This is a genomic window from Bacillus sp. NMTD17 (genome assembly GCF_002998735.1).
In the GTDB taxonomy this organism is placed as follows: Bacteria; Bacillota; Bacilli; order Bacillales; family Bacillaceae; genus Bacillus.
On sequence record NZ_PVRH01000003.1, the window covers coordinates 404,262 to 428,112 of the forward strand.

22 protein-coding genes are annotated in these 23,851 nt (G+C 42.3%); 15 read left to right on the forward strand and 7 right to left on the reverse strand.

The window, feature by feature from the left end:
- Position 1: 1 nt before the first annotated feature.
- Complete coding sequence (gene prpB / locus C6347_RS11815) at positions 2 to 919, forward strand: methylisocitrate lyase (RefSeq protein WP_060596539.1); 918 nt, start codon at positions 2 to 4, stop codon at positions 917 to 919.
- Between the two features lie 33 nt (positions 920 to 952).
- On the opposite strand, the gene C6347_RS11820 is transcribed toward prpB, so the two are convergent.
- Positions 953 to 1,615 carry a lysozyme family protein gene (locus C6347_RS11820; RefSeq protein ID WP_034660911.1) on the reverse strand — a complete coding sequence of 221 codons (663 nt, stop codon included), beginning with the start codon at positions 1,613 to 1,615 and terminating at the stop codon, positions 953 to 955.
- Between the two features lie 97 nt (positions 1,616 to 1,712).
- Positions 1,713 to 3,038 carry an APC family permease gene (locus tag C6347_RS11825; protein ID WP_034660910.1) on the reverse strand — a complete coding sequence of 442 codons (1,326 nt, stop codon included), beginning with the start codon at positions 3,036 to 3,038 and terminating at the stop codon, positions 1,713 to 1,715.
- A gap of 186 nt (positions 3,039 to 3,224) precedes the next feature.
- Here C6347_RS11825 and czrA point away from each other — a divergent pair, with 186 nt between their 5' ends.
- Complete coding sequence (gene czrA / locus C6347_RS11830; protein WP_007500691.1) at positions 3,225 to 3,554, forward strand: Zn(II)-responsive metalloregulatory transcriptional repressor CzrA; 330 nt, start codon at positions 3,225 to 3,227, stop codon at positions 3,552 to 3,554.
- A 32-nt stretch (positions 3,555 to 3,586) separates the two neighbouring features.
- Here czrA and C6347_RS11835 read toward each other — a convergent pair whose 3' ends face one another.
- Complete coding sequence (locus C6347_RS11835) at positions 3,587 to 4,111, reverse strand: CcdC protein domain-containing protein (protein ID WP_106037307.1); 525 nt, start codon at positions 4,109 to 4,111, stop codon at positions 3,587 to 3,589.
- 118 nt (positions 4,112 to 4,229) lie between these two features.
- Between C6347_RS11835 and C6347_RS11840 the strand changes: the two genes are divergently transcribed.
- The 7 genes from C6347_RS11840 to C6347_RS11870 all read left to right on the forward strand — a co-directional run bounded on the left by C6347_RS11840 (position 4,230) and on the right by C6347_RS11870 (position 10,245).
- Positions 4,230 to 5,162 (forward strand): helix-turn-helix transcriptional regulator, encoded by a 933-nt coding sequence (locus C6347_RS11840; RefSeq protein ID WP_106037306.1) that lies wholly within the window; start codon positions 4,230 to 4,232, stop codon positions 5,160 to 5,162.
- Between the two features lie 54 nt (positions 5,163 to 5,216).
- A complete protein-coding gene (locus tag C6347_RS11845) occupies positions 5,217 to 5,690 on the forward strand; it encodes a GyrI-like domain-containing protein (RefSeq protein WP_034660907.1) in 474 nt (157 codons plus the stop codon).
- Between the two features lie 37 nt (positions 5,691 to 5,727).
- Positions 5,728 to 6,447, forward strand: coding sequence for an MBL fold metallo-hydrolase (locus tag C6347_RS11850; RefSeq protein ID WP_034660906.1), 720 nt, complete (start codon positions 5,728 to 5,730; stop codon positions 6,445 to 6,447).
- Between the two features lie 3 nt (positions 6,448 to 6,450).
- Positions 6,451 to 7,023 carry a TetR/AcrR family transcriptional regulator gene (locus C6347_RS11855; RefSeq protein WP_034660905.1) on the forward strand — a complete coding sequence of 191 codons (573 nt, stop codon included), beginning with the start codon at positions 6,451 to 6,453 and terminating at the stop codon, positions 7,021 to 7,023.
- A 148-nt stretch (positions 7,024 to 7,171) separates the two neighbouring features.
- Complete coding sequence (locus C6347_RS11860; RefSeq protein ID WP_106037682.1) at positions 7,172 to 8,053, forward strand: hypothetical protein; 882 nt, start codon at positions 7,172 to 7,174, stop codon at positions 8,051 to 8,053.
- Positions 8,016 to 8,621, forward strand: coding sequence for a DUF4166 domain-containing protein (locus C6347_RS11865; RefSeq protein WP_106038613.1), 606 nt, complete (start codon positions 8,016 to 8,018; stop codon positions 8,619 to 8,621). Before C6347_RS11860 ends, C6347_RS11865 begins: the two co-directional genes overlap by 38 nt.
- On the forward strand, positions 8,614 to 10,245 hold the full coding sequence (locus C6347_RS11870) for a YndJ family protein (RefSeq protein WP_106047920.1): 1,632 nt from the start codon (positions 8,614 to 8,616) through the stop codon (positions 10,243 to 10,245). The genes C6347_RS11865 and C6347_RS11870 overlap by 8 nt, the downstream gene beginning before the upstream one ends.
- Here the strand turns inward: C6347_RS11870 and C6347_RS11875 are convergent.
- Positions 10,235 to 10,714, reverse strand: coding sequence for a site-2 protease family protein (locus C6347_RS11875; protein WP_034660901.1), 480 nt, complete (start codon positions 10,712 to 10,714; stop codon positions 10,235 to 10,237). The two genes, C6347_RS11870 and C6347_RS11875, sit on opposite strands and share 11 nt — an antisense overlap.
- 231 nt (positions 10,715 to 10,945) lie before the next feature.
- On the opposite strand from C6347_RS11875, the gene csaA reads away from it, so the two are divergent.
- From csaA to C6347_RS11890, 3 genes are all read left to right on the forward strand, one after another.
- Positions 10,946 to 11,278 carry a chaperone CsaA gene (gene csaA, locus C6347_RS11880; protein ID WP_060596531.1) on the forward strand — a complete coding sequence of 111 codons (333 nt, stop codon included), beginning with the start codon at positions 10,946 to 10,948 and terminating at the stop codon, positions 11,276 to 11,278.
- Between the two features lie 513 nt (positions 11,279 to 11,791).
- Positions 11,792 to 13,183, forward strand: coding sequence for an MFS transporter (locus tag C6347_RS11885; RefSeq protein WP_066030781.1), 1,392 nt, complete (start codon positions 11,792 to 11,794; stop codon positions 13,181 to 13,183).
- A gap of 22 nt (positions 13,184 to 13,205) precedes the next feature.
- On the forward strand, positions 13,206 to 14,813 hold the full coding sequence (locus C6347_RS11890) for a glycoside hydrolase family 43 protein (RefSeq protein ID WP_106071662.1): 1,608 nt from the start codon (positions 13,206 to 13,208) through the stop codon (positions 14,811 to 14,813).
- Between the two features lie 44 nt (positions 14,814 to 14,857).
- On the opposite strand, the gene xylR is transcribed toward C6347_RS11890, so the two are convergent.
- Positions 14,858 to 16,018 carry a transcriptional repressor XylR gene (gene xylR / locus C6347_RS11895; RefSeq protein WP_106047919.1) on the reverse strand — a complete coding sequence of 387 codons (1,161 nt, stop codon included), beginning with the start codon at positions 16,016 to 16,018 and terminating at the stop codon, positions 14,858 to 14,860.
- 213 nt (positions 16,019 to 16,231) lie between these two features.
- On the opposite strand from xylR, the gene xylA reads away from it, so the two are divergent.
- The 3 genes from xylA (at position 16,232) to C6347_RS11910 (ending at position 19,877) form a co-directional block, all read left to right on the forward strand.
- Positions 16,232 to 17,569, forward strand: a complete 1,338-nt coding sequence (xylA, locus tag C6347_RS11900) for a xylose isomerase (RefSeq protein ID WP_060596530.1) — start codon at positions 16,232 to 16,234, stop codon at positions 17,567 to 17,569.
- A 35-nt stretch (positions 17,570 to 17,604) separates the two neighbouring features.
- The gene (gene xylB, locus C6347_RS11905; protein WP_106071663.1) at positions 17,605 to 19,104 is read left to right on the forward strand and encodes a xylulokinase; all 1,500 of its coding nucleotides are present in this window, start codon (positions 17,605 to 17,607) and stop codon (positions 19,102 to 19,104) included.
- 89 nt (positions 19,105 to 19,193) lie between these two features.
- Positions 19,194 to 19,877: a glycoside hydrolase family 11 protein gene (locus tag C6347_RS11910; RefSeq protein WP_034660895.1), complete on the forward strand. Its 684-nt coding sequence runs from the start codon at positions 19,194 to 19,196 to the stop codon at positions 19,875 to 19,877.
- Between the two features lie 244 nt (positions 19,878 to 20,121).
- Here C6347_RS11910 and C6347_RS11915 read toward each other — a convergent pair whose 3' ends face one another.
- Both C6347_RS11915 and C6347_RS11920 read right to left on the reverse strand, forming a co-directional pair.
- The gene (locus C6347_RS11915; protein WP_106047918.1) at positions 20,122 to 22,164 is read right to left on the reverse strand and encodes a molybdopterin oxidoreductase family protein; all 2,043 of its coding nucleotides are present in this window, start codon (positions 22,162 to 22,164) and stop codon (positions 20,122 to 20,124) included.
- Between the two features lie 128 nt (positions 22,165 to 22,292).
- Entirely contained in the window at positions 22,293 to 23,489 is a 1,197-nt protein-coding gene (locus tag C6347_RS11920; RefSeq protein WP_060596527.1) for a cytochrome P450, read from the reverse strand.
- Positions 23,490 to 23,851 lie beyond the last annotated feature (362 nt).

Here is a 23,851-nt window from a genome sequence, read left to right on the forward strand (position 1 = left end):
TGTGTGGATCGTGAATGATGAATCAAGTCAAGCAGATTTAGCCGCAGCCTTTAAAGAACAAATGCACAAATCAGCTTTATTTCAAATCCCAGGCGTTCACGATGGAATGTCTGCGCTTTATGCAAAAAAAATGGGCTTCCAAGGGCTCTATTTATCTGGCGCCGCTTTTTGTGCCAGCAAAGGACTGCCTGATCTCGGCATGATCCATTCAACGGAAATGGCTGAAAAAGCGAAGGAAATCATTCGAGCTTCTCAGCTGCCGCTTTTGGTCGATATGGATACTGGCTATGGTGGCGTATTGAATGCTGCAAGGGCGGCAAAAGAAATGGTAGAGAGCAAGGTGGCAGCTGTTCAAATTGAAGATCAGCAAATGCCGAAAAAATGCGGACATTTAAACGGAAAGTCGCTCGTTCCAGTAGAAGAGATGATCGCGAAAATCAAAGCCATCAAACAAGCGGCACCAACGCTTTTAGTGATTGCAAGAACCGATGCAAAGTCTGTAAACGGGATGGAGGATGTCATCCGCAGAGGCAATCTTTATCTCGAAGCAGGAGCTGATGCTATTTTTCCTGAGGCGCTCATTACAGCTGAAGACTTCACGCATGCGTCAAGCAGCATAAAAGGACCGCTTCTTGCAAATATGACGGAGTTTGGTAAGACTCCTTATTATCATGCAGATGAATTTTCGATGTTTGGATTTCAGATGGTCATCTACCCTGTGTCATCACTTAGAGTCGCTGCAAAAGCGTATGAGCGTTTATTTACAGAAATCATGGAGAAGGGGACGCAGCAAGGAATTTTGAAGGACATGCAAACGAGAAAAGAGCTGTATGAAACGATTCAATATGATGACTATGAGGAAATGGATCAGCATTTAGCGAAAACGATCCTGCCGGAAATCGGGAAAGAACAGCGATAAAATGAAAAGCACTTCCTAAACGGAAGTGCTTTTTTACGATGATGGTGTGGATGATGAAGCCAATTTCATCTTTTCTTCAACTGTTTTCGTTTTTTCTTTTACTTTTTCAGCATAAGTGAAATCACCGTAGCAATACGGATAGCGGAAGTTATCTTTGTTGCCTCCGCACGTATAGACTTCGGGGTTTTGTTTCACTTGCTTTTTGGAGTATTGCTTTGCCAATTTCTCGGAATGTTTTCCCCCGTTTTTTGCAACAAAATCAATATAGCCGATTCCCATATTATAGCTTTGAATAATGGTTTCCAAATCAACGCCTTTTTTCTTCCCATGCTTGTACATAGTAGAAAAATGATGGACTCCTTGTCTAATGCTTTTCTGAGGGTCATTGATTTCATTTCGTTTCAAACCAAGAGATTCAGAGGACTGCATTGGATCTCCGCCTCTGCCTTTTGATTCTTGATACATCATACCGAGGATTAACGCGGTATATTGATCTAAATCTTGATCTCTTAGCTCTGTTTCTACAAGCGGCTTGTAATCATCCAATCTCGACAAAACAATTGATTCCGTATCAATCGGCAGCTTTTTTAATTCCTTTTGATTAAAGGACATGACAATGGCTGCTAATACGAAAACAAACAGAAAAATCGTGAAGCAGCCTGAAATGGCAAAACATCCTGTTTTTTTCTTTTTCAAGGTCAGTTCACCCCTGTTTTGCCCCGCTTTTAAAAGGGAAGTACAGCCTTTTTATTATGCCATATCCTGCACAGGATACCAAGTGAAAACCTTATAATCAATCATACCCAAATGTAAATTCGGGTCTTGTTTTCAATCTGTAGCAGAAATAAACAAAACCGATAATCAGCCAAAGCATACCAATGATTAATGCATTTGTACTGATGCTCGTTAACAGCCAAATACAAAAGGCCGTCCCGCACAGAGGGATCAATGCGTATCTCAATGTATTGAGTACACCTCTTTGTTTTTGTCTGACGAAATAGTACGCAAAAACAGACAAGTTCACAAAAGTGAATCCAATCAACGCGCCGAAGCTGATAAAGGAATAAATGACTTCAAGTTCGCCAACGACTGCGGTTAAGGAGAAAGCACCAATTAATAAAATATTAAAAACAGGGGTTTTTAATCTCGGATGAATATATCCGAAGAAACGCTTCGGTAACGACTCATCTCTACCCATTGCATATAACAGCCTTGCTGCACTTGCATGTGACGATAAAGAAGAAGAGATGACAGCGACCATTGTGCCAGCTAAAAAGAACGAATGGAGAAATGCGCCCCCCACAAATTCCGCAATTTCAAGTGAGGCAGCATCGGGATGCTTGAACTGTTGAAAATTTGGAAATACCTGCTGCAAAAAATAAGACGTCAAGGTAAACAGTACGCCTCCAATGGCGACGGTTAAGAAGATGGCAAGTGGGATCGTCTTTTTTGGCTTAATGGTTTCCTCAGACATGGTCGAAATTGCATCAAATCCTAGAAACGAAAAACATAAAATGGTCGCTCCTGAAAAAATAAGCGCTGGTTCTAAGCTCGCTGAATAAAAAGGCCGGGCGGACAATAATTCTCCACTTCCAGCGTTTTGTGTGAGCCCATAAATAACAAACCCAACAAAAGTGACGGCGACAATGACCTGGAAGGTCACAAATAGTGCCGTGATGTTGGCTGTAAGCCGAATACCGATTACATTGACAGTCGTTATGGCGATAGCAAGTATGATGATCCAAATGTAATGAGGTACATCAGGAAAGGCTGCGGTTAAATAAGCACTTCCGATCGCAAAATTCACCATAGGCAAAAATAAATAATCCAGTAAAAGTGTCCAGCCCACAAGGAAGCCGACATGAGGATGAATACTTTTTTGCGCATATGTATAAGCAGATCCTGCTTTTGGAAAAGCCTTCACCATATTCCCATAGCTAAGCGCTGTCAATAGTAATGCAAGTAACGTAAATATATAAGCTGCAGCGACGTGTCCTTTCGTCAGCTGAGCAACAATGCCGTATGAATCAAATACGACAAGTGGATCCATATAAGCAAGCCCGATCACAACAAGTGGAAAGACAGTCAGGCTGCGTTTTAGTCTTGGCTCTTCAGTCAATTTGCCTATCAGCTCCTCTAAAAAAATGAATAAATAATGCTCATTTTAAAAAGAATGCTACCAAGTGTCAATGCTATTTGAGTAAATCCTTTTTCTAAAGTGTGCCCGCTTTGCATGCCGGACGTTTTGGTATATGATGATACAGAGAATAAGTCGTGATTTGACGGACAAGAAAGGTGAAGCAAAATGAAGGAAGAACTGAATACAAATCAAGAACAGGAACGGATGGAGCTGGATGAAGAAAGTCTATTTCTTGTCTCCCAAACCTTTAAAGCTTTATCTGATCCGACTCGTATTCGAATTCTGCACCTGCTGTCTCAAGGTGAACACTCGGTAAATGATATAGCAGAAACACTGAATCTCATGCAATCAACCGTTTCTCATCAGCTGCGCTTTTTAAAAAACCTTCGTCTCGTGAAATCTAGACGAGCAGGGACCTCGATTTTTTACAGCCCTGAAGATCAGCATGTGATGGAAGTGCTTGAACAGATGATTCACCATGCACAGCACGATTGATAAAAAACCTTCCTACGCCTATAGGAAGGTTTTTATGCATGATGCACATGTGTCGATCGTTTACTTGCTTTCATCATGTGATAAGAAAAAACAACATAGTAAGCAGCTAAAAGAAAAAAGCTGAGCATGGTCATCGCATCATCGCTCACGATATGCTGATATAGTTCAACGACACTGATCTTGGTCATCGAATGGTTTGTCAGCTCAACCAGCTTAAAACTAAGCCTGGATAAAAACAAACATAAAATGAAGCTTTCAATCCATTTACTCGTTTTCATATACAGCCGGCCATTTTCTTCTTTCATTCGAATCGTCTGATAGGCATGAACAGCCAGGCTGCTTCCAAAAAGCATGCCAATAGCGGCATAGATGAAGATACTGTGATTTTGCCATCCTTCTGATAGGAGAATAAGGGCAGAGAGACCAAAGATATACATTCTCATCAAAAGACTGATGGGGCGTACAAGCTGATAGCGTCTCATTCGATTCATTCGAATCATGATGCAGATCAACATAATGCTCCCAATCATGAACAACTGCCACACGTTATGTGTCATGATGCAACCTCCTCCTGCACGTGCAGGGATGTAAACGAATGCTGGCTGTTACTTATCTTTACCATTCTTTCTTTTTTTATCAAAACAAAACCTACATTTATGAAAAAGAGGAAAAGTCATGAAAATCGACCGCATTTTATCTATTGTGATGCTGCTCATTAGCAAGAAGCAAGTACAGGCGAAAGATCTTGCTGAACTCCACGAAGTGAGCGTGAGGACCATTTATCGTGATATTGATACCATCAATCAAGCGGGAATCCCTATTGTGACAACCCAAGGAGCAGGTGGAGGCATTTCACTTGTTGAGGACTATCGTTTAGAGAAAAAATTATTTACCGATGATGACATCGAGGTCATTTTAACAGCCCTCGAAAGCATGACGAGTGCGTACTCCTTTAAAGAAAGTGAGCATGTACTGAAAAAAATCAAATCGCTCATTCCCACGCATACGGATGAAAGCGAAAAACAGCATCATGTCTTCATTGATTTAAGCTCCTGGGGAAAAGACAGCCAGGCTGAGCAGAAGCTCCAGCTCATCCATACAGCTGCCTCAGCGCACCAATATATTCAGTTCACCTATCGCAATGCGAAAGGCGAAACACTTCCACGCAAAGTGGAGCCTTATACGCTTGTTTTAAAAGGAAGGCATTGGTATTTGTATGCGTTTTGTTGTGTGAAAAAAGCTTTTCGTCTGTTCAAGCTGACCAGAATGACGGGTCTTGTCACCATTTCAGGATATTTCCAACCGAAAAGAATCAAAAACGAAGAGAAGCCTTGGAATGACTCTTGGCAAGAACAACCATCGGTCAGCTCTGTCACGCTCAGGTTAACGGAAGCATCAGTGGGCAAAGTGAAGGAATGGGTGGATGAGAACGAATTGAACGTATGTTTAGACGGAAGCTATCTTGCCACCATCACTGTACCTCAAGATGATTGGTTAAATAGTTTCCTATTCCATTTAGGTCCAGATGTCGACATTCTTTCCCCAAAGCATGTCAAAGAAGCGTTTGATCTCCAGTTGAAACAATTTCTCAAACGAATGGAAACTTGACACAATGTTGTCAGGTTTCTTTTTATATGATAGAAAAAAAGGAGATGAGAATGTATGTACGATATCGTGACATTAGAGAAACAATGGATGAAAGGGTTGTCTGTTCGAACAACAAACGAAATGGAGCTGACAAAAGAGCGGAAGATTGCACCTCTTTGGCAGCAATTTTTTGCGCAGCAGCTTCACGGGGGACAAGCGCCCGTCATAGGGCTGTATTCAGATTATGAAAAAGATGAGCATGGCTCTTATTTATTCACAGCGGGACACTTTGTGGATCAGCACTTAGAACATGTAAAAGAGATTCCCTCGTCCACGTACGCAAGATTTCGAACGAGAAAGGGGCCGATTGAAGAAGTTGTGCTTGAAACATGGCAGCAGATTTGGAATTGGGATCAGCGTTATTTTCGCACATATACAGGGGATTTTGAATGGTACGATGAAAGGTCTATTGATCCAAAAGAAGCGCAAATTGATATTTATATTGCGGTCGATGAAAAAATAGTTGCTAAAACTAATAGTATTAGTTAATATAAAACTAACAATATTAGTTTTAGGGGGACACTTGATGAGATTGACAACTTTTGACCGTCTGCACCAGCTCACATTGATGCCGCGATTATTTCCGGTAAATTGTTATGTATTTGAGGAAGAGAATGGGCTCATTTTAATTGATGCTGCTTTAAAAATGGCAGCAAAGCCGATTATCGAATTTGCCCGTCAAAAGAACAAACCCATACACAAAATTATTCTCACCCATAGTCATATGGATCATATAGGCGCATTAGATGAAGTGAAAAAAGTTTTTCCAGAGGCAGTCGTCTATTTATCAAAACGCGATGCCCGCCTATTTGAGGGTGACTTATCCTTGCTTCCTGGCGAACCCCAGCAAAAAATCAAAGGCAGTTTTTCGAGAAATATTCACACAAAACCGGATGTGCTTGTCGAAGAAGGAGATGAGATTGGGCCGCTGAAAGTCATTGCGACACCAGGGCACACACCTGGCAGCATTTCCTTATACGATGGAAGGTCAGGAGTTGTGATTGCTGGGGATGCCCTTGTAACAAAAGGCGGCTTATCAGTAACGGGTGAATTTCGCTGGACCTTTCCGTTCCCGGCCTTTGCTACATGGGATGCAGAAACCGCACTCAATAGCGCCGAAAAATTACTGGCACTTCGCTTATCCTGTCTTGCTGCAGGACATGGCGATCTCATCATAAAACCTCATGAAAAGCTGCAAGCTGCAGTTCGTAAAAGGCAGCAGCAGCTGAAGAAAGGGGAGCAGTAAACCGTGTCTCCAAGAATGGGTATCACGCAAGAAAAAATTATGGATACAGCAGCTGCATTTGTTGATGAAGAGGGGTTTTCTGCATTGACCATTGCTACATTGTCTAAAAGGCTGAACATCAGACCGCCTTCCCTTTATAATCACGTATCCGGTCTTCATGAGATTCAGGCGGCACTCGCAGTAAAAGGGCTGTCCATGCTTTGTGAAGAAGGCATACACGTAACAGAGGGGCTGGATAAAGAAGAAGCTGTTTTAGCCTTCGCCAGGCAGTATGTTGAATTTGTCCGGGAACATCCAGGTCTCTATGAAGCTGCCTTTTCACATATGGATGAGAAAAAAGTAAGAAGCGAGGCAGAGCGCCTTGCTGAATTTGTCCAATCCATCATGTCCCGCTTTGGTGTAAAAGAAGAAGAGATGACACATGTGGTAAGAGGACTAAGAAGCTTATTGCACGGCTTCGGTGATATTTCAAATAAAAAGGGATTTCAACGAAAAGAACAGCTTGAAGACAGTGTGAGCTATGCGGTCAGGCTTTATATCTCAGGTGTGTTGCAAAAAGAAGATCTGTCTCATTGACAGGTCTTTTTTTTGCAGTGAATAGATATCTTAAAAGGGCGGCCGTCTTGAAGAATTTTTTTAACAGAAAACGAATAAAGATTTGACAGTTTTGTGAAACATGGTATGCTTATTATGTGAAATAATTCACATAGAGGAGTAGAGGCAGATGAAAAGAAAGCCTGTTTATGTGGAAACAACCATTCATGCACCTATAGAGAAAGTCTGGGAATATACGCAAAATCCAAAGCTTCATGAACAGTGGGATTTGCGTTTTTCAACCATTTCATTAAATGAACCCCAAAATGAACAGCCCCAATCCTTTTTGTATGAAAAGCATCTTGGGTTTGGTTTAAGTGTCACAGGGACAGGAGCGTATCGAACAAGAATGATGGATGAACGGAATGAGCGGGCATCCTCACTTAATTTCAAATCGTCACACCCATTGTCTTTTATCAAAGAAGGCAGTGGCTACTGGAAGTATATGAAAACAAGCGATCACATTGTATTTCAAACTCAATTTGATTACGAAACGAAAGAAGGAAAAGGTTGGACATGGGCAGACCGGATTCTTTTTCGCCCGATGATAGGATTTATGACGGCCTTTAGTTTTGGCGCTTTAAAGACGTGGCTTGAAAAGGGAACGCATCCTCGGTTATTACTAGAGAGAACACTTGCTCATTACGGGATTTGTTTGCTGTTTGCCATCGTCTGGCTATGCCAAGCGGTCATCCCTTTTTCACATTCTGCTTTTGATCATAGCATGGGATTTCGATTGTTTTATGCGCTTTTAGGTGTATCATGGCTAATTCCTAAGCTATCAAAAAAATATCTTTTCATTCTACAAAGCATTTTTTTTCTGATCATGCTTTGTATAGGGATCCTATCCCCGCAAACGACGCTTCATGAGCCGCTTGTGATGAGTGCATTTTTCATCTTGTCGATTGCAGGTATGATCAATTTAAGAGATTGTATAGATGTATTTTCCATCAAACGAAAAAGGGGAGGTAGACATGGTCGTTCATCGTCATCAAGTAAAGGATTACGATAAGCTGCATCCAAAACTAAAAGAGAGATACAACCGCGCGTTTTCTGCTGAAGGCACCATGGGGGAGATAGGCGGCGGGTCAAGACTCATTCGATTGATCTTCAGAATTGGTCCATTGTTTCGTTGTTTTTTCCCTGAGAGAGGAAAAGATATTCCTTTCCAAATTGTCAATGAGCCCTTTGTGACAAATAAGGGGGAGGAAGGGATGCACTGGTATCGAACGTTTTATTTCCCAAAGAAGGAGCGGCACTTTGATGCAGATATGATCATTGATCAGAAGAGTCATACAGTCCTAGACTACTTTGGAAAGCCTAGACTTCTTGTGTCAGAGCTTCATTTTACAGTAACAAAGCATGGTTTCCTGCACATTCAATCCGGCCGGCAGAAGTTTTTGATGTTCGGCAGGGAATGGCCGCTGCCTTCATGGCTTTATGGTGTGTCAGATGTAACGGAAGGCTACGATGAGGATGCAGGTGAATATACCATTGATGTCCACGTGAAAAATCGCCTGTTTGGTACTCTTTTTACATATAAAGGCCGTTTTACAGAAAGGATGTCTCCTGATGAATAAGTGGCATTTGACCTCCAGTCTGATCTTTATGTCTTTTTTTATCGCCACCCGTTTGATGACAGGTCCGATAGCAGAATTTTTTGTTCTCATGGCGATTCTATTTTTTCTTCCCGCTGCCTTACACTTTTTTGAGAAAGAAGGGAAGAAACAAAAGCCAGGGATGCTGATCGGCTTTTTAATGAAAGCCTTTCCACTAGCGGCTCTTTGTGCAACCGCTGCTTTTATCTATCATTCCGCCTGGTTTGCATCGGGCTGGCTTTTATATACATTCCTGTTGGCGTTATTTGGCTTTGCTCGTTTGCTGAAAAGAGGAATCTTTCCGCTTCATGAGCTGATGATCGATGGCGCATGGATGTATATCGCTTTAGGCGGGCTTTGGTTTTGGCTGTACACAGCAGATATACAGGTGATGACATTTTCGCCGATCATTGTTCTTTTGACCGCTATTCATTTTCATTACTCGGCTTTTTTTATCCCGCTTTTTTATGGATTATTAGGGAGACAGCGAACAAAGGAGACAGCTTTATACAAAGCGGCGGGCTGGGTGATTTTGCTGTCGCCTGTGATGATTGCTGTTGGGATTAGCTTCTCCCGTCTATTTGATACATTCAGCGTCATTCTTTATGTGGTTGCCCTCTACATATATGGAATCCTTTGTGTGAAAACAAGATTTCGGTCAACTTTCGCAAAAGGTCTTGTTGTGTTTTCTAGCTTTGTTTTAATGGGGACGATCGTGTTATCTCTTCTTTATTCAGCGGGTATGCTTATGCGCGTGACCTACATCAGCATTGATCAGATGATTTGGTTTCATGGCAGTATCAATGCTTTTTTTGTGATTTTGCCAGGTTTAATTGGCTGGGTGATCGAAGGACCGAAGGATCAATTGAAGCAGAAGGATTTTCCGATTTCGAAAGTGCATGGTCGCTTTCATTTGATCTCTTTTCAAGAGGAAAGAGTGCACGATCGAGAGAAGCTCGGTTTAGTCGATTCACTTGATGAATTAAATGGAACGACATTTTCAGCTGATCGGGTTTCACCTGTGATTCGCAGATTTTATGAGAACCCTATGGCTTTTACGTTAAAAGCAGCCGTCAGCTTTCATTGGTGGGTGAGGCCTTTTGTTTTTTTACTTCAGCCAGTTTTTAAGAAAATAGGTCAGCTTTATTTGGGGTCATCTCGTATTCCTTATGAAATGCCGGGAAGTCTTTGTAGATTTCAACACCCTAAGGAAGAAAGAGAGAATGTGCGTGCGTGGATTCGTCATAACGCAAAAGGGGAGCAAGTCTTTTTTGCACTTTATGCTCTTCATCACGATGCAGCTGCGGGTTATATGAATATTGCGCTGCCGCTTCCGTATTCTCAGCTGACTGCCATTTTAAAGCCTTTTAATGAAAAGGAAGACTTTCTATTAAAAAGCACACGTCCAAAAGGCAGTACCGGTGACGAAGGATTGTATTTACATACGCCTTTTATCACCATGAAACTGCCAATGGAAGAAAGCTTTCATATGAAGCCGGAGACAGATCAAAGTCTCACAGCGGTACACCAAATGAAGCTGTTCGGTATTCCTTTTTTAACGATTCATTATCATATTGACAGCGAAAGTCATCATGTTAGTCAATGATGTCACATGGTTCACCGTGCCGAATGATGTTCACAATTGCTTGCCCATCACTCGGATGATGATCTGCATACTGGACTGGCAGCAGTGCAAAAAATACATAGTAGACTGAGAAGTAAGCAAATTGATAGAAAAATTGGTGCTCTGGCAGGAAATCATTGGCGATCATTGTATTCAGTATGAGAACACTGAGCAGGTTGCATAATGAACCGCCTAAGTAGACAAGAATGTGCGAAAATCGGTTATTTTTCCTCATTTCTTCATAGTGGCAAAATGCATCTAGAAAATAGATTCGTCTAATTTCAACGACGCCTACTTTCAACACTTTTTTGCCTCTGCCAAGAGCAAAGGAAACCTTTGCCCCAAACATCCACGCAACCACAATATGGCCAAGCTGATGAAGGATGGCAACGATAGGAAGAATGACGAAAAACGACCAGCAAAACGTCCACATATCCGATAATGTAAACAAGTGTTAACCCTCCCCAATATATTCGGGAGGAAGCAGTAGGATTATTTGCCATTTTACTGAATTCATTTTCAGGATGCAAACATTTAATACACGACTATAAATTTATTATGTAAACTAAAAGGGAGATTTTAGCGCTGAATAGGCTTTTTGAACCTCCTTTTTGACGAAATGAATGTGCTACAATGGATAATCAATAGATTACGTTACCTTTCGTGAAGGGGAGAGAGTCATATGGCAGATATTGAACAGTTCTTGGCGTTAGATATTCGTGTTGGGACGATCATAGAAGCAGAATTATTTGCAGAGGCAAGAGTGCCAGCGTTGAAACTCAAGATTGATTTTGGTGAAGAAATTGGTGTAAAGCAATCTAGTGCTCAGCTGACAAAGCGTTATACAGCGGAGAATCTTACCGGCAAACAAATTGTAGCAGTCGTTAATTTCCCGCCAAGAAGAATTGCAGGGTTCAAATCAGAAGTGCTTGTCTTAGGAGGCATGCCATCAAAAGAAGACGTGGTTTTGCTAGCCACAGATGAACCGGTTGAGAATGGAACAAAAATAGGGTAAGAAAAAAGACATCTTCCTCAGAAGATGTCTTTTGCGTATTGAGGCGGAATAACCACACGCCACATTCGTGTGTGTCTCAAAGAGACATGTTACCCGACTTACACAATTCAGCTCATCGCTTGATTAATATAGCATGGGATGAGCTTGAATGCAACCATTAAATGAATTCTTTCAGATTTTCATGTCATTTTACAAGATGAATGACAAAAAATCGATTATTTGGATTATTTTTTCAAAAAATATTGAAAAGTCAGATCAGATTTTATAAAATGAATTCAACTTAGTTTGTTTGGTCAATAAACTAAGATGGATTTCAAGCATTGATTCCTATATTGAAGGAGATGATTCCGTCATTCAACTGATTTGCTGCTTAAATGGGCTAAGCTGAAAGGATGAGATGTTCAGCTACATTTTTACAACGAATTGAAAGCGCTTTATATTTCCCGCATTGATTGCTGCTGCCCTCCATCATCTGTTCGTTAGAAGAGGCTAAGTGAAGAAGGGAGAAAGCTCATGGTTAGTGAGAATTTAAAGAAGATTCGTATGTCTGAAAAAGTGGGATATGCTTCAGGGGATTTCGCATGTAATTTGATTTATGCAACTGTCTCTACGTATCTATTATTTTTTTATACAGATGTGTACGGTTTATCAGCGGCAGCAGCAGGGACGATGTTTTTGGTTGTTCGCGCCATCGATGCGCTTGCAGATCCATTTATTGGTGCATTGGTGGACCGGACGAACAGCCGTTTTGGCAGGTTCAGACCTTACTTGTTATTCGGTGCGTTTCCTTTCGTCGTACTTGCCATCCTTTGCTTTACAACACCTGATTTTTCCGAAATGGGTAAACTCATTTATGCCTACATCACGTATGTTGGTTTATCGCTTACATACACATTCATCAACGTTCCTTATGGTGCTTTAACTTCCGCAATGACAAGAAATAACCAAGAGGTTGTCAGTATTACGTCCGTTCGTATGGTTTTTGCCAATCTAGGCGGTCTAGTTGTGGCTTTTTTTGTTCCTTTTCTTGCGACCTTTTTAAGTGATACGACAGGTAATACAGCACTCGGCTGGCAGATGACGATGGCTTTTCTCGGCGTTCTTGGCGGTGCATTACTGATTTTCTGTTTTAAAAGCACGAATGAACGTGTCACGCTTCAAAAGCCAGAGGAAAAGATTAAATTCAGTGATATCTTTGTCCAGTTGCGAGTGAATCGTCCGCTTGTTGTATTAAGCATTTTCTTTATTATTATTTTTGGTGTGAACTCGATCAGCAACTCTGTTGGGATCTATTATGTGACGTATAACCTTGGCAGAGAAGATTTAGTGAAATGGTACGGACTCATTGGCAGTCTGCCAGCTTTAATGGTGCTGCCGTTTATTCCTAAGCTGCACAAGCTGTTAGGAAAGAAAAAGCTGCTGAATTATTCTTTATTGCTGAATATCGTAGGTCTTCTTGCATTACTTGTGATACCGCCGAGTCAAATCACTTTAATACTGATTTTCAGGCTCGTTGCTGCTGCGGGGAGTATTACAGCCGGTGCTTACATGTGGGCACTTATTCCAGAGACTGTTGAATATGGCGAATATAAAACAGGGAAAAGGATGGGCGGGCTCATCTACGCGGTCATTGGGTTCTTCTTTAAATTTGGGATGGCGTTAGGCGGGATTGTGCCGGGGCTTGTACTCGATCGATTTGGCTATGTCGCGAACCAAATGCAGACACCAGAAGCATTACTTGGCATTTTAATTACGGTAACGGTGATTCCTGTATGCTTACTGATTTTAGCGATGATTGATATTAATTTTTACAACCTAGATGAAGAAAAACACAAAAAAGTTGTAAGGGAGCTTGAGAATAGGGATCAAGTATATATCGATCATATGGATGATTTTAAAATGTAGGTCGTGAAGAGGAGGAAGTTGAATGAAAATTACCAATCCAGTGCTCAAAGGGTTTAACCCGGACCCAAGTATTTGCCGTGTAGGAGAAGATTATTACATGGCGGTCTCTACATTTGAATGGTTTCCAGGGGTGCAAATTTATCATTCGAGGGATTTAGTCCATTGGCGGCTTGCTGCGCGTCCTTTGCAAAAAACGTCGCAGCTGGATATGAAGGGGAATCCTGATTCTGGCGGAGTATGGGCACCGTGCCTAAGCTATGCAGATGGTCAGTTTTGGCTCATTTATTCAAATATCAAAGTAGTGGATGGTCCATTTAAAGATGGTCATAATTATTTGGTCACGGCAAGTGAAGTGGATGGTGATTGGAGTGAGCCGGTCCGTCTCAATAGCTCTGGCTTTGATCCCTCTTTATTTCATGATCAAAGCGGCAAGAAATACGTCTTAAATATGCTGTGGGATCATAGGGAAAAGCACCATTCATTTGCGGGTATTGCCCTGCAGGAATATAGCGTGACGGAAAAGAAACTCATTGGTCAGCGGAAGGTCATTTTTAAAGGCACGCCGATAAAATTGACAGAAGCGCCGCATCTTTATCACATTGGTGATTACTATTATTTATTAACAGCAGAAGGAGGTACCCGGTACGAGCATGCGGCAACAATTGCCCGTTCCTCGCAGATTGAAGGGCCTTATGAGGTTCATCCTGATAACCCCATTTTAAGTGCTTTTCACGCACCTGAACATCCGCTTCAAAAATGCGGGCATGCTTCCATCGTTCAAACGCATACAAATGAATGGTATTTGGCTCATCTCACTGGCCGCCCCATTCAATCAAGCAAGGAATCTATTTTTCAACAGAGAGGGTGGTGTCCTTTAGGAAGAGAAACAGCGATTCAAAAGCTCGAATGGAAGGATGGCTGGCCGTATGTTGTGGGCGGAAAAGAGGGGGCGCTGGAGGTTGAAGCGCCAGCGATAAACGAAAAGGTTTTTGCTCCTACACACCATACAGTCGATGAATTTAAAGAATCAACGTTAAATAGACACTTCCAAACATTAAGAATCCCTTTTACTGATCAGATCGGTTCATTAACGGAAAAACCTCAGCATTTAAGGTTATACGGTCAGGAATCTCTAACATCTAAGTTTACCCAAGCTTTCGTTGCAAGGCGCTGGCAAAGCTTTTATTTTGAAGCAGAGACAGCTGTGTCGTTCTTTCCAGAGAATTTTCAGCAAGCCGCTGGTCTTGTGAATTATTATAATACGGAAAATTGGACAGCGCTTCAGGTGACATATGACGAGGAACTTGGCCGCATTCTTGAACTATCTGTCTGTCAAAACCTTTCCTTTTCTCAGCCGTTGACACAAAAAATCGTCATTCCAGAGGAGGTCACGTATGTGTATTTAAAAGTGACCGTTCAGAAAGAGACATATACCTATTCTTATTCTTTTGATCAAAGAGAATGGAAGGAAATTGATGTGTCATTTGAATCAAGCCATTTATCCGATGACTTCATTCGAGGAGGGGGATTTTTTACAGGGGCATTTGTCGGCATGCAGTGCCAGGATACAAGCGGCGAGCGTCTTCCTGCTGATTTCAACTATTTCCGTTATGAGGAAACAGATAAATAAAAAAGACAACACGCTAAGAGCTGTCTTTTTTATCTATGAACCTGTCATGGTGAGAGGGTGGCATCTTGCAGGAAAGCTTCAATGACTAAAGATGTCATCCCTAATACCGGTGCGTTGTGTCCTAATGACGAAGGAAGTAGCTCTACATGTGAACTGAATTGAGTATCTATCCTTGAGGATACCTCCTCTTGAATCACACGTAAAACCGTTGGCTGTGCTTCAATCACCTTGTTTCGTAAAATAATCGCTTGCGGGTTAAAGGTATGCAGGACGTTTGTGAGACCGACGCCAAGGTAAAAACCAAAGTTGCGCAGGGCATTGAGCGTTTTCATATCATTTAACGTCGCCAGCTGTTCCAAGTCTTGATGGGAGATGGGCTGATCATTTGTTTGAAGGGACTGAAACAAGGCTTTCTCAGATGCATACAGCTCCCAGCATCCACGGTTTCCGCAGCTGCATGTTGGTCCATTAAAGTCGATGGTCATATGTCCCATTTCACCAGAAAAGCCGTATGAGCCTCTGTATAAATGATGATTGATAATGATCCCGATCCCAATGCCAGTGCCGATGCTGGCATAGATCAAATGATCATAGTGTTTAGCAGCGCCAAAGATTTTTTCACCATATGCACCCGCGTTTGCTTCATTTTCAATGAAGACGGGTACTTGGAAAGCGTCTTGGAGCGTTGTTTTCAGGTCAACATTTTTCCATTTGGAATGAGGCGTAAACACGATTTGTTCATCGGCATCCACTAACCCAGGTATACATAGGCCAATACCTATGAGCCCGTATGGGGAAGAGGGGATTTGTGCCATCAACTGCTGTATTAATTCAATTAAAATGCGTATGGTCACATCAGGAGAGCTTGATGGGAGCTTGATCTGCTCTTCATGAAGAATGGACCCTTCGAGGTCGGTTAAAATGCCGTTGACATAATCAACGCCGACATCAATCCCGATGGAGCAGCCAGCACGTTTATTAAACATCAGTAAAACCGGTCTTCTCCCGCCGCTAGACTCACCTTGACCGATCTCATAGACGAGATGCTCTTTCATTAATGTACTTACTTGAGAGGAAACAGTCGATTTATTTAACCCAGTGCGTTCAGATAATTTTGCTCTGGAAATTGGCGCATGCTGGAGAATTTCTTTTAATAATAGCTTTTGATTTATTTTTTTCACAAAGTTCTGATCAGCAATATCCACGTTATCCACTCCATTTGTTTCGTCTTTAGATTAAGTTGAAAAAAAGCTGTTTTTGTTCGCCTGTATTCTGTAAGAAGGATGATTTTAACTTTATTATAACGAAAATATTTCTAAAAAACTAAAAAATATGGAAAATTCAAAGTGAATTGATCATAGATTGAACATTAGTTTGTTGAATCAACTTACTAAGTATATTCATAGGAGGAATAAAAGATGGCTAACTCAAATATGAAAACGTTACACAACTTAGAAGGAATCGGAAAAATACAATATGAAGGAAAACAATCAAAAAATCCACTCGCTTTTAAACACTATGATCCAAACGAAATGATTGGCGGAAAAACAATGAAAGATCACCTGCGCTTCTCAGTCGCTTATTGGCATACATTGACTGCAGATGGAACAGACATGTTTGGAACTGGCACGATGCAGAGAGCCTGGGACTCCTATAGCGGAATGGATTTAGCGAAAGCTAGATTGGAAGTGGCCTTTCAACTTTTTGATCTATTGGATGTTCCGTATTTTTCCTTCCATGACCGTGACATTGCACCGGAGGGAGATACGCTTCAAGAGACCAATCAACAATTAGACATCATTTTAGATAGAATGAAAGAATACATGCGGGATAGCGGAGTAAAGCTGCTCTGGAACACGGCCAATATGTTCAAACATCCTAGATTTGTACACGGCGCAGCGACATCTTGTCATGCAGATGTCTTTGCCTATGCGGCCGCACAGGTGAAAAAAGGCATCGAAACAGCTAAAGAACTCGGCGCTGAAAACTACGTTTTCTGGGGAGGGCGAGAAGGATACGATACTCTGCTGAATACAGATATGAAAAGAGAGCTTGACCACATGGCGTCGTTCTTGCATATGGCTGTTGATTATGCAAAGGAAATTGGGTACACTGGCCAATTTTTAATTGAGCCTAAGCCAAAGGAGCCAACCACTCATCAATACGATGCAGATGCAGCGACATCTATCGCCTTTTTAAAGCAATACGGATTAGATTCACATTTTAAATTGAATATCGAGGCAAATCACGCGACGCTTGCTGGTCATACGTTTGAGCATGAATTACGAGTAGCAAGAATACATGGATTGCTCGGTTCTGTGGATGCGAACCAAGGGAATACGCTGCTCGGCTGGGACACTGATGAATTTCCAACAGATTTATATGCCACAACTCTTGCCATGTATGAAATTCTGCAAAATGGCGGACTAGGAACTGGTGGTCTCAATTTTGATGCAAAAGTTAGAAGAGCTTCTTTTGAGCTTGAAGATATTTTGTATGCCCATATTGCGGGTATGGATGCATTCGCAAAAGGACTGCGGGTCGCTCATAGACTCATAGAAGATCGAGTGTTTGAAGATGTGATAAAGCACAGGTATCGCAGTTTTTCTGAAGGGATTGGCCGTGACATTTCAGAAGGAAAGGCAAACTTTCATACATTAGAAGAGTATGCGCTCAAACACCCTTTGATCAGAAACGAATCGGGAAGAGAGGAACAGTTGAAAGCCCGGTTAAATCAATATTTGTTAGAAGATTGATTGAAGGAGCGGACCTGTTTTGAAGGAGTGAAGACATGAAGTATGTGATGGGAATTGATCTTGGAACGAGCGGAGTCAAAGCAATATTAGTAGATGAGAATGGAAAGGTGTGCTGCGAGGCCTCTAAGCCTTACCGCCTCATTCAAGATAAACCTGGATATTGTGAGCAGAACCCAGAGGATTGGGTTGAGCAAACAGTGGCTGCGATGAAAGAACTGATGGCAAGACAGCCTGTTCATTCAAAGAAAGTAGAAGGCATCAGCTTTTCTGGACAGATGCATGGTCTGGTTCTTTTAAATGAATCCCGCAAGGTACTCCGCCCTGCGATTTTATGGAATGATACACGAACGACAGCGCAATGTACACGCATCACAAAAAAGCTGGGGGAACGGCTGCAAAAGATCACGAAAAATCAGGCGCTAGAAGGATTTACACTGCCAAAATTATTATGGGTAAAGGAACATGAACCAGAAATTGATCAACAAATCGACATGTTTTTACTCCCGAAAGATTATGTCAGATTTCGTTTAACAGGGTCTGTTCATATCGATCATTCTGATGCGGCTGGCACATTGCTGTTAGATATTGGAGAGCAAAAGTGGAGTGAAGAGATTTGTCAGGCATTTGATATTCCTCCTCATATTTGTCCGCCGCTTGTCTCATCAGAGGATGAGGTCGGTACACTATTGCCGCATATTGCACGTGAGGCGGGGATCGAAGAGGGTGCAAAAGTCTTTGCTGGCGGGGCAGACAATGCTTGCGGAGCAATTGGAGCTGGCATTTTATCCTCTGGCCGCACGTTATGCAGCATTGGCACATCTGGCGTCATTCTCTCTTACGAAGAGGATCATGAAAGAGCGCTTCAAGGAAACTTGCATTTGTTTCATCATGCAAAAAAAGACGCTTTTTACACAATGGGTGTCACCCTTTCAGCAGGATATAGCCTTAACTGGGTAAAACACTTACTGGCTCCAGAGGAATCGTTCCAATCGCTTTTAGAGGGTACGGTTGATGTCGCGCCAGGAGCGAATGGATTGCTCTTTACGCCATATTTAGTCGGGGAGAGAACACCTCATGCGGATTCTACCGTTCGTGGAAGCTTGATTGGATTAGACAGCAGACATGAAAGGACACATATCGTAAGGGCTGTGCTAGAAGGGATTACCTTCTCGTTAAATGAATCCATCGCCTTATTCCGGCAAGCAGGGAAACACATAGATTCTATTGTCTCCATTGGGGGCGGCGCGAGAAGCCGGACATGGCTTCAAATGCAAGCAGACATTTTTCAGGCTGAGGTCATCCAGTTAGACAATGAACAAGGGCCTGCTTTAGGTGCAGCTATGCTGGCCGCCGTTGGCTGCGGATGGTATCCATCGCTTGAGGCATGTGCAGATCAGTTTATTCATCAAGCTGCTGTCTATGAGCCAGAGCAGCAGCATGCAAGTATATATGCTGATCTATTTCATCTGTATCAAAAGATCTATACACAAACAAGAGACATCCATGCCGGGTTAGAACAATACCGTTCTGTCTAGCAAGAAAGGTTACATGAAAGGAGGTGATGGGCTCGTTTCATCTTAGAGAAGGCAGAATAATATGAATGAAAAAAGGAGAGGGATGAAAAATGAATTTGAAAAGATTGAGGCTGTTGTTTGTGATGTGTATTGGATTTGTGCTGACACTGACTGCTGTACCAGCTCATGCGGAAACGATTTATGATAATAGAATAGGCACACACAGCGGATACGATTTTGAATTATGGAAGGATTACGGAAATACCTCAATGACACTCAATAATGGCGGAGCATTTAGCGCACAATGGAACAATATTGGAAATGCTTTGTTTCGAAAAGGGAAGAAGTTTGATTCCACTAAAACTCATCATCAACTTGGCAACATCTCCATCAATTACAACGCAGCCTTTAACCCAGGCGGGAATTCCTACTTATGTGTCTATGGCTGGACACAATCTCCATTAGCTGAATACTACATTGTTGAGTCATGGGGCACATATCGCCCAACAGGAACGTATAAAGGGTCATTTTATGCCGATGGAGGCACATATGACATTTATGAAACGCTACGTGTCAACCAGCCTTCTATTATTGGGGATGCTACCTTTAAGCAATATTGGAGTGTACGTCAAACAAAACGTACGAGCGGAACTGTATCCGTCAGTGAGCATTTCAGAAAATGGGAAAGCCTAGGTATGCCAATGGGGAAAATGTATGAAACAGCATTAACTGTAGAAGGCTACCGAAGCAACGGAAGTGCAAATGTGATGACCAACCAGCTGATTATTCGATAAAATCAAATGAAAAAAAGCCAGCAGTTTTTGCTGGCTTCAGCGTGTAGACAAACCCTCGCATTCGTTGTCAGGTCTGCGCGCTGGTGCTCACGAATGTTAAATTCGCTCCGCGCCAGTGCTCGCCCTTCCTAGACTTCAAAGGTTTTCTATCACGCTGAAAAGAAGACAAAGTGCTAAAATAAAAATCATTTTAGCACTTTGTCAACAATCTAAAGCCAGCAGTTTTTGCTGGCTTTTCTTCTGTCTATGATAATTTTTCAACTTCCACTCTGCCAGAAAAGAACGTCGCGCCGCCGCCCATATCTGCCAAGCGATCTGGTGTTAATCCATTGACTAAATGCTTTTTGCCTTTTTGATCAGCCCATAATCCTTGACTGACCACAACACCAGATAATACATTTTGACCGACTGACACGACCAGCTCACATTCTCCCCGGTCATTCAGCACACGCACCATGTCACCGTCTTCAATCTGTCTTGCCTTTGCATCTTGTTCATTCATATGAAGCTTAGGAAACTTCTCAAGCTTTTGATGCTTTTCATGAAGTGAGAAGGTCGAGTTAAGAAAATTATGATTCGGTCCCGGTATAAAGGTAAGCGGATAATCGCTTTCCTGATAGAGGGGCACATAGGTTGGTAGTGCTGGATAGCCGTCTTTTTTCATTTGTTCAGAATAAAGCTCAATTTTCCCGCTTGGAGTAGAGAGCTTTAAGTCTTGGAAAGGTCCTCGTTTTGCTTTGATCCATTTCTTTTCTTTTAATGCTTCGTACGAAATGTCCTCATAATGCGGATTTTCCGGATGGTGAAGGGCTTGTTCCATGAGCTCCGCATCTGTCTCGCGGAAGGCTTCATCTTCAAAGCCCATCGCATGGGCTAACAGGCGGAACACTTCCGTATTGGATTTACTTTCTCCATAGCGTTCAATCACCGGCTCTTGAATTTGAATATAATGGTGCCAGTATGATGTATAGAAATCCTCATTTTCAAAAGCGGATGTTGCCGGCAGGACAATGTCTGCATACGCAGCTGTCTCTGTCAGAAATAGGTCATGAACCACTGTAAATAAGTCCTCTCTCAGCAAACCTTCTCTTACTTTATTTGCTTCAGGTGTCACAACGGCTGGGTTGCACGAGTAGACAAAGAGTGAATCAATGGAAGGCGCTGCATTCGTCAGCACACTGCCTAGCTGATTCATATTAAATGATCTAGGCGTGCGGTCCTTTAATAGATCCGGCCGCTGAAGAGCGGTTTCATTATAGCTGAGAAAAGAAGAGTTTGATTTCATCGCACCGCCGCCCTTGTAGAGCCATTGACCAGTCAGGGCAGGGAGGCAGGAAATGGTTCGAATACTCATCCCGCCATTATCATGGTGCTGCAAACCATTGCCAATGCGAATGAGAGATGGCGATGTCTCTGCGTACATTCTCGCAAGTGTAAGCATGTCCTCTTTAGAAACCCCAGTGATACCCTCAACGGTGTCTGGATCATACTGCTTCACATGCTCGCGCAGCTCTTTATGACCGGTTGTATATTCCTCTAAAAAGGCTTCATCTGTCAGTCCTTCTTTAAAAAGGACATGCATGATGCCAAGGGCAAGTGCGCTGTCAGTACCAGGTCGAAGCGGAATAAACCAATCTGCCATCCGTCCGGTTTGGTTCTTGTGAACATCAATCACGACAATCTTTGCTCCTTGCTTTCGCGCTTTTTGTGCGAGGGTGATTTGGTGCATATTGGTCGACACAGCATTGATGCCCCAAAAGATAAATAGTTTCGTATGAATGGTGTCTTCTGGGTCTGTCCCGATGCTTGCACCCATTGTATATTTATAGCCAGTCGTTCCTGCTGACTGACAGATGGTCCGGTCTAACTGACTTGAACCAAGACGATAGAAAAAGCGGCGGTCCATGCCTTCTGCATTCAGATTGCCCATGTTCCCATAAAAGCTGTAAGGCAGAATACTTTCTGGACCTTTTTCTTCAATCAGCTTTGTCCATTTTTGACGAATGGTTTCAATGGCTTCTTCCCACGTAATCGGTGCAAATTGACCATCGCCTTTGCGTCCAACACGTTTCAAAGGAGTGGTCAGCCGTTTTTCATCATATAAACGGGCTGTGACATTCCGCACCTTGTTGCATATGTTGCCTTGGGTAACTGGGTGGTCTGGATCTCCCTGCACTTTTACGATCTTTCCATTTTCTTTATGTATCAAAAGACCGCACTGATCCGGGCAATCTAACGAACAAACTGATTTGAATATTCCGTCTTTCATTGCTGTATAATCGGTCATGAATTTTTGGCTCCCTTTCTGCAATCCGTTATCACTTTGTATGGACTTTATTTTAGCATGTTCGGAGATGGAAGGTAAGAAAGAGATGATGAATTGAAGAAAATGAAAAAGCCCCTCAAAAGGGACTTTTAAAAACGGGTGACCTGTACAGGAAATTCTTTTACCCCAAAAACAAATGTGCTTTGAATGGGTTTTAGCTGATCTGCCGCACAGGTGATGTCTTGAAACGTCTGGAGTAAAACCTCAAGGGCAATGTTGCTCTCAAGGCGGGCAAGCGGTGCACCGAGACAAAAATGAATGCCAAAGCCAAAGCTCATATGAGGATTTGATTTCCGGTCAAGGCGGAACGTATCTGGATCGTCAAATTTCTGTTCATCGCGATTTGCAGAAGCGACCCAGCTAATGAGATAGTCACCTTTTTCAATTTTTGAGCCTGCAATCTCCACATCCTCGGCCGCGATTCGCCCAATGGCTTGAACAGGCGGGTAATAGCGTAATGTTTCCTCGGTCAATTGAGGAATAAGAGAGGGGTCCTGCCGTACTGCTTCGGCGATATGCGGCTGCTCTGTAAGCAGTCGTACTGCATTTGTAATTAAATTGGTCGTTGTCTCATTACCAGCAACAAGTAATAGAATACAAAAGCCAAGCAGTTCATTCTCGGTTAAACGCTCACCATCGATTTCCGCTTGAATGAGAAGTGAGATCAGGTCATCAGCAGGGGATTCTTTTCGTTTTTGGATTAAGTGAGCAAAATAAGCGGACAGCTCTTCCTCTGCGCGTTTCTGCATATCGACAACTGCCTGAATGGCTTCTTTTGATTCATCCTTAGCACCTGCCACTAGGGCATCAGAATGTTTCTTAATCAGATCTCTATCTTTTACCTCTGCACCGAGAAGCTCAGCAATAATCATCACAGGAAGGGGAGCTGCTAGATCTTGCACGATATCAAACGTACGTTGATCCTTGACTTGTTGCAGCAGGTCATGTGTCAGGTCTTTAATCTTACCTTCTAATTGCTTGATCGCTTTTGGCGTGAATGCTTTATTCACGAGTGCTCTCATCTTTGTATGTTTTGGAGGGTCCATTGTTAAAATACTCGTTTTCGAGGTGCTTCTTCCTCGCTGTGAGGAGAACACTTTCGGCTGCTTGAGAACAGATTGGATATCCGCATATCGAAAGAGATCCCAGCACTTTCTTGTCTCATCATATCTCATATCACTCTGCGCACGTAGCTCATTGTAAATAGGGAATGGGAAAAGAAGGTCATCGGTAGAACGGATTTCTTTCATTGGAATGACATTGACATAGTTTTCTTTCACTTTCATTATGAACGCTCCTTTTTCACTTGGTTTCTCTTTCACCGTATCACCAGTAAAATGTCATTTCAACGGACATGTTTTCTAAAATATGTCAATAGTCTAATCGGAAGATTCAAGCACATTCATCGTATAGGAAAATAGAAAGTCATTAAAAATGATAGCGCTTTCTAAAAAATAGAATTGAAGTCACCGAATCAAAAATAAAATGGGGAATTCAGTCGAAAGAAAGGGTACTATGATGCTAATTCGAATAGTTCTTTTGATCTAAATTGTTGTTTCGTAAAAGCGCAGTCAGCATACATATAGCAAGCGGTTCGCTATACAATCGGGACTTTTGAAAAGCACTAGCTCTTTCTTGACACGATTTC